Source organism: Streptomyces sp. W16, from assembly GCF_033194735.1.
Lineage (GTDB): Bacteria > Actinomycetota > Actinomycetes > Streptomycetales > Streptomycetaceae > Streptomyces.
Window position 1 is genome coordinate 1 of the sequence record NZ_JAWOAI010000534.1, and the last position, 6402, is coordinate 6402.

Below are 6402 nucleotides of genomic sequence, written 5' to 3' on the forward strand. Positions count from 1 at the left end.
CAACGGGCGGGATCCGGCCACCGTCGCGGCGACCGTCGCCGCGCTGCGCGACGACGGGCTGGACGCATCGGCCGCGACCTTCGACGTCACCGAGCGTGCCGCGGCGCGGGAGGCGGTGAGCGGGCTCGGGGACATCGACATCCTGGTCAACAACGTCGGCCAACGGGACCGGCGGGGGCTGTACGACATGACCCCGGACGCGTTGGCGCGCATGCTGGACGTCCACCTCACCTCGGCGTACGCGCTGAGCCGGACCGTCGCCGAGGGCCTGGCCGCACGTGGCACCCCAGGCCGCATCGTCAACGTCTCCTCCGTCGTCGGCCAGTTGGGCCGCACCGGGGACATCGCCTACGCCACGGTCAAAGCCGGCCTCGACGGGCTGACCAGGGCACTCGCCGCGGACCTGGGGCCCAGCGGCACGACGGTCAACTCGGTGGCTCCGGGGACGTTCGCGACCGAGGTCAACGCCGGGCTCGCGGACGACCCGGAGTGGGGTCGGTGGCTCAAGACCCGTACCGCGCTGGGGCGTTGGGGTCGGCCGGCCGAGATCGCGGGGCTGGTGGTGTTCCTGGCGGGCGACGCGGCGTCGTTCATCACGGGGCAGACGATCGCGGTGGACGGCGGGATGACGACGACGTTCTGAGCGGTACCGGGCCCGTCAACTCCAGCTGCGCGCCTCGGCGTTGAAGACCTCGGGGTCGCTGTGCACCGGCAGCACGCACAGGAGGTGGCCGCCGGGGGCGCGCAGGGTGCGGCATTCCAGCCAGCGGGAGATTGGGGTCGCGCCCAGGGCGAGCAGGCGGGCGGTCTCCGCCTCCACGTCGTCGGTCTCGATGTCGATGTGGAAGCGCGGGTTGGTGTCGTCGATCGACTGAACCGCCGTGACCAGACCGGGGATTGCATCGTGGAGGGTGGTGAACTGCTCCTCCGAGGGGACCGGTGCGGCGGGGGCGCCTAGGGCCGCCGACCAGAAGGCCGCAGCGGCGGCGGCCTCCGGCCCGGGGGTGTCGATCAGGAGGGCGAAGACGCGGCTTCTATGCATGTGGCCCGTTTTCCGGGGCTGTTGGGTCCATGGCGTCCGCCATGCCTTCCACGAAGTGGTCGAACTCGCCTGCCTGTACGCCCAGTACGAAGGCGTCCCACTTGCGGCGGTTGGTGGTGACCACGTTCTCCGGGTCGCTGGTCTCGCGGATGTAGACCGGGGCCTCGCCGTCGTCCCCTTCGCCGAAGGCGATCTCTATCCAGGGGCCCGGGCCCGTCGCGTCCGGTGGGGCGGCGCGTTCCCAGGTGAGGTCGGGGGGGATGTCGGACACGGGGATTTCCCTCTTTCTGGTGCCGGAGTGGCATCGAGTATCGCTCAGGGGGCAGGAGAGGCGGGAGGACAGTACGGTGGACTGACCGCAGAACGTAACGCCGCATGAGCAGCCTGTTCAGAGCTTCACAGCGAAATCTCAGCAAACGTCGACGTCCTTTCTCACCTTCGTGGGACAAAGTGGGGGCCGATGAAGCGCAGCTCACGCATCTCCCGTTCCGCTCGCCTCGCGGGCAACCGCCGGTACGCGCTGTTCGTCGCCGTGGTGACGCTGGCCCTGACCTCGGCGTCCGTGGCGACCGCCGACGACGGCCCGGGGCCCTTCGGGGTGACCACCGTGACGGAGGTGAACAAACAGAGCGTGCGCGTCGGAGCCCTGTTCGGGTCGGCCCACGCCACCAGCCTGGCCGGCGGCCACCACTGCACCGCGTCCGTGGTGCACAGCGCGGGGCACAACCTCATCGTCAGCGCGGCCCACTGCCTGGACGGCGACCCCGGCGACGTGTTCGTGCCCGGCTACCGGGACGGCAAGGCGCCGTACGGGGTGTGGAAGGTCGTGCAGCGGTACCTGCCCGACGGGTGGAACCAGGGGCAGGCCGAGGACAGCGACATCGGCTTCGCCACGGTCGCCGAGGTCGACGGTAAGAACATCGAGGACGTGGTCGGCGCCGACCGGTTCGCCACCGGCATGGCCACCGGGGCCACCGCCGTGACCATCACCGGCTACCCCTCCGCCACCGACCAGCCCATCAACTGCACCAACAAGCCCACCCAGCACAGCGCCACCCAGCAGCGCATCGACTGCCCGGGCTTCACCGGCGGCACCAGCGGCAGCCCCTGGGTGAACGGGGACCAGCAGGTCGTGGGCGTCATCGGCGGACATGAACAGGGCGGACTGACACCCGACATTTCCTACAGTGTCGTGCTCGGGAAAGAAGCGGCCGAGTTGTACAAGGACGCCACGAGCGACCCGGAATAAGGGCCACCGCACGTCCCGGCCGACTCGCTGAATACGCGTCACATCCGGCGGAAACACAGCGAAATGCCGCCACCCTGCCCCGAAATGGCCTTGAACAGGGCTGACATGGGGGAGGGTTGAGCCGTGCGAAAAGTATGGGTGATCGGTGGGGTCGCGGCCGGGCTCGGGCTCAGCTTCGTGATGCTGCTCGTCGTCGGGGTATACCTCGTCGCCGGGAACCTCGTCAACGGAGCCGGCGGCGGCAGCGTCTCGCTCGCCAAGGGCGCCGTACCGGCCGCCTATTCGTCACTCGTGCAGAAGTGGGGCAACCTCTGCTCCGCCCTCAACCCCGCGCTGCTCGCCGCCCAGCTCTACCAGGAGAGCGGCTTCAACCCGAACGCGAAGAGCCCGGCAAAGGCCGAGGGGATAGCGCAGTTCATCCCCGGGACCTGGGCCACGCACGGGATCGACGGCAACGGGGACGGCGTCCGCAACGTATGGGACCCGAACGACGCGATTCCGTCGGCCGCCAGCTACGACTGCCAGCTCGCCTCGTATGTGAAGGACGTGCCGGGCAACCAGAGCGAGAACATGCTCGCCTCGTACAACGCGGGGGCGTACGCGGTCATCAAGTACCAGGGTGTGCCGCCGTACGCGGAGACCAAGAACTACGTGAAGACGATCACGTCGCTGGAGCAGAGCTTCGCCGCGCCCGTCAGCCGGGTCGACCCCTCCGAGCAGGCCGCCACCGCCATCACCTACGCACAGAGCAAGCTCGGCACCCCCTATCTGTGGGGCGGGAACGGCACCGCCGACCAGGACGGGCGCTTCGACTGCTCGGGGCTGACCAAGGCCGCGTTCGAGAGCGCGGGGATCACCCTGCCGCGCGTTGCGAACGACCAGTACAACGCGGGACCGCATCCGCAGCGGGCCGAATTGCTGCCGGGAGATCTCGTGTTCTTCTCGGACGACCTCACCAATTCCCGCGCCATCCGGCATGTGGGGATTTATGTCGGCGGCGGATACATGATCGACGCGCCCCGGACGGGTGCTGTGATCCGGTTCGACCCCATTGACACCCCTGATTACTTCGGGGCCACCCGGGTCACCGAAGATGGCGCGAAAGCGCTCCCCACGACGGTGTGAACCGAGCGTGAACCCACCCCCTGAGCTGCGGCGATGAGTCTCTCTTCGATAACGTCTGCGTGATCATTCGGTGGAGTGTGGAACGTATGAAGTGAGGCCATGCGTTCCTGTTCAGTAATGCGCACGCGAGGTGCGCCCGGAACCACGACGAAGGAGCCGCAGCACCATGGCTGTACTCGCCGAATCCGGGTCGAACCCCGACGTCGATCTGCTCTACGACATCAATGGCCTCGCCAAGGACGCGCCGCACTGGTTCGACCGGGTCATGGGGTTCGTCGGTGAGTACGGACTGCTGGTCGCCATGGTGCTGCTGGTGGTGTGGTGCTGGTGGTCTGTGCGGCGGCGCGGGAACGAGGACTCCGCCCAGTCCGTCGCGGCGCTCGTCTGGACTCCGCTGGCCGCCGCGATCGCCGTCCTCGTGAACGTGCCCATCCGCGGGTTCGTGGAGCGGCCCCGCCCCTTCCTCGACCACACCGGCATCGATGTCCTCGTCTCCGGTAAGACCGACTACTCCTTCGTGAGTGATCACGCCACCATCACCATGGCGATGGGCGTCGCGCTGTTCGTCGCGGACCGGCGGTTCGGGCTGCTGGGGATCGGGCTCGCGCTGGTGGAGGGGTTCTGCCGGGTCTACATGGGCGTGCACTACCCGACCGACGTGATCGGCGGGTTCGCGCTCGGTACGGCTGTCGCTCTCCTTCTGTCTCCGCTCGCGATGGCTCTGCTCACGCCGGTGCTCAAGGCTGTCGAGAGCTCGGCGTGGGGTGGGTGGTTGGTTCGGTCCGCCGATGCCCGTCGTCTTGCCCGGGACGCGGTGATTCCGGGTGCGCGTTCGGAGACTTCGGGGACTGAGGAACGGGACTTGGCGGCGTAGCGCTCCGCTGGAAGGCCGGTTCTTCGTCTGCGGGCTCGTTGTGGCTGGCCGCGCCCACGCGGCGGAGCCGCAAATAGACACAGCCCCGCGCCCCTATGGGGCGCTTACAAGCCCTGTGGGTAGCTGAAGAAGCGGTTCGGGTCGTACTGCTTCTTCAAGGTTGTCAGGCGGGTCGCCGCGTCGCCGTAGTACGCCTTGCGCCAGTTGGTGAGGGTGGGGTCCGTGTAGTTCTGGTAGGCGGCGCCGGAGGCGTACGGCTTCATCGCGGTGTGGAACCTCGTCAGCCAGGACTGGGCGGCGGCGCCCGCGGTGCCGGCCGGCCAGGACACGAGGTACTGGGCCAGCATGCGGGAGCGGCGGTGCACGAAGGCCGTCGCCGTGGGGGAGACCCGGTTGACCGCGCCGCCCAGGGCCGTCAGGGCGATGTCGCCGTTGCCGCTGACCGACCGCATCTGCGCCAGCATCGTCTGGATGCCCGCGTCCGAGATCGAGCGGTCGAAGAAGTCGGAGCGGCCCGTGTAGGTCTCCCTGGCCAGCGCGCCCTGCGGGGAGCGGCCCGGGGTGGAGCCCGGGAGGTGGCACTGGGCGTCGGTGGAGAAGGACGAGCAGCCCGCGTAGGCGTTCATCGACTCCTCGTACGTGTGCCGCCTGAGCGAGACGCTCGACGCGTTGCCGCCGACGAGGTGGGCCAGCTTGTCGACCGCGTTCTGCAGTTCGTTGTAGGTGCCCAGGGAGAAGGCGGCGACGGAGACCTTGGGGATGCCGCCGGGGGTGTTCGAGAGGTGGCACGACGACCAGATCTCGTCGGGCTGGTCGGGGCCCCACTCCTGCCAGGCCTTCACCACGGCCGCGGCCATCGACGACGGCCAGGTCAGATACCCGGACACGGCCTGGGGCGCGGGGTGCGTCTTGAACTGCAGCTCGGTGACGACACCGAAGTTGCCGTTGCCGGCGCCGCGCAGCGCCCAGAACAGTTCCTTGTTCTCGCTCGCGTTGGCCACCAGCTGCTTGCCGTCGGCGGTGATCAGCGTGGCCTGGGTGAGGCTGTCGCAGGTCAGGCCGTACGCCCGGGAGACCACGCCGTGGCCGCCGCCGAGGGTGAGGCCGGAGACGCCGACCGTCGGGCAGGAGCCGGCGGGTATCGTCACGCCCTTCGCGGCGAGGCCCCGGTAGACGTCGATCAGCTTGGCGCCGGCGCCGACGACCGCGCTGGAACCGCTCGCCCGGATCTTGTTCAGCTTCGACACGTCGACGATCAGCCGGTTGTCGCCGGAGGACCAGCCGGCGTAGGAGTGGCCGCCGTTGCGGATCGCGACCTTGATGCTGTGGGCGCGGGCGTAGGAGAGGACGGAGCGGATGTCGTCGGGGTTCGCGACATAGGCCACCGCGGCCGGCTTCAGGTTGTCGAAGCGGGTGTTGTAGAGCTGGTGGGCCGTCTTCCAGGAGGCGTCACCGGGGCGGACCAGGGTGCCGTCCAGATCGCGGGCGAGGGCGGCCCAGTTGGCCGCGGCGGCGGGCAGCCTGCCCGTGCCGGTCGTCGTCTTGGCGGCGTTGGCCACGGCGGCCGTGTCACCACTGCCGTTGCTCTTGCCGCCGCTGCACGCGGTCGTCGCGACCGCCGCTATCGCAGCCGCGCCGCCGCCTATGAACGTACGCCGTTCCATTTCGCCTCCTGTGGGGATTCCGTGAAGTGAGATACGTCCGGCGTCCCACAAGTTCTCGCGCTCATGTCACGGGTTCGGAACAGACAGGTGCCCCGCGGCGTCCGTCCTGGCCTGGCTTCTCGCCCGTCTCGCCGGACCGCGCCAGCCGCACACGCACCGGCCGAAGCAGAAGGGACCCTGCTCGACGAGCGTCGTGCGATGTTCCGGATGTATGGGGGGAGCCTCTCGGCCGTCCAGCTGCGCCACTCCGACAACGTTACCGAGCGCGGGTAAAGGACTCGTATGGCGGTTGTAGTGCTGTTGTACGGCCCCGGTGGCGCGTGACGGGGCCGACCGCCCGCTCGTTGAACGCGGCGACAGGGGCCCGCGACGTACCGGGGGTACGGCAGTTATGGAGCGGCAGCGCAGGCGCGCCGGTGGGGTGGTAGTCGCGGCGGGGCTCGTGGTC

Annotated in this window: 7 protein-coding genes; 4 read left to right on the forward strand and 3 right to left on the reverse strand. The window is 69.3% G+C overall.

Features of this window, described 5'->3' with window-relative positions; genetic code table 11:
- Positions 1 to 643 (forward strand): SDR family oxidoreductase (locus R6V09_RS42865; RefSeq protein ID WP_317886898.1); only part of this gene is annotated, 643 nt, incomplete at its 5' end.
- Positions 644 to 658: 15 nt separating this feature from the next.
- Here the strand turns inward: R6V09_RS42865 and R6V09_RS42870 are convergent.
- Complete coding sequence (locus R6V09_RS42870) at positions 659 to 1042, reverse strand: VOC family protein (protein WP_317886899.1); 384 nt, start codon at positions 1040 to 1042, stop codon at positions 659 to 661.
- Positions 1035 to 1313, reverse strand: coding sequence for a DUF397 domain-containing protein (locus R6V09_RS42875; RefSeq protein ID WP_317886900.1), 279 nt, complete (start codon positions 1311 to 1313; stop codon positions 1035 to 1037). Before R6V09_RS42875 ends, R6V09_RS42870 begins: the two co-directional genes overlap by 8 nt.
- A 189-nt stretch (positions 1314 to 1502) precedes the next feature.
- Between R6V09_RS42875 and R6V09_RS42880 the strand changes: the two genes are divergently transcribed.
- The 3 genes from R6V09_RS42880 (at position 1503) to R6V09_RS42890 (ending at position 4290) form a co-directional block, all read left to right on the forward strand.
- Positions 1503 to 2291 (forward strand): trypsin-like serine peptidase, encoded by a 789-nt coding sequence (locus R6V09_RS42880; protein ID WP_317886901.1) that lies wholly within the window; start codon positions 1503 to 1505, stop codon positions 2289 to 2291.
- 180 nt (positions 2292 to 2471) lie between these two features.
- Entirely contained in the window at positions 2472 to 3416 is a 945-nt protein-coding gene (locus tag R6V09_RS42885) for a C40 family peptidase (RefSeq protein ID WP_317886904.1), read from the forward strand.
- 166 nt (positions 3417 to 3582) lie between these two features.
- Positions 3583 to 4290 carry a phosphatase PAP2 family protein gene (locus R6V09_RS42890; protein ID WP_317886902.1) on the forward strand — a complete coding sequence of 236 codons (708 nt, stop codon included), beginning with the start codon at positions 3583 to 3585 and terminating at the stop codon, positions 4288 to 4290.
- 104 nt (positions 4291 to 4394) lie between these two features.
- Here R6V09_RS42890 and R6V09_RS42895 read toward each other — a convergent pair whose 3' ends face one another.
- On the reverse strand, positions 4395 to 5954 hold the full coding sequence (locus tag R6V09_RS42895; protein ID WP_317886903.1) for an FAD-binding oxidoreductase: 1560 nt from the start codon (positions 5952 to 5954) through the stop codon (positions 4395 to 4397).
- Positions 5955 to 6402: the final 448 nt, after the last annotated feature.

Coding starts and splice junctions, on each gene's coding strand:
- R6V09_RS42870 (WP_317886899.1), bottom strand. CDS start 1,042: ATGCATAGAAGCCGCGTCTTCGCCCTCCTGATCGACACCCCCGGGCCG.
- R6V09_RS42880 (WP_317886901.1), top strand. CDS start 1,503: ATGAAGCGCAGCTCACGCATCTCCCGTTCCGCTCGCCTCGCGGGCAAC.
- R6V09_RS42885 (WP_317886904.1), top strand. CDS start 2,472: ATGCTGCTCGTCGTCGGGGTATACCTCGTCGCCGGGAACCTCGTCAAC.
- R6V09_RS42890 (WP_317886902.1), top strand. CDS start 3,583: ATGGCTGTACTCGCCGAATCCGGGTCGAACCCCGACGTCGATCTGCTC.
- R6V09_RS42895 (WP_317886903.1), bottom strand. CDS start 5,954: ATGGAACGGCGTACGTTCATAGGCGGCGGCGCGGCTGCGATAGCGGCG.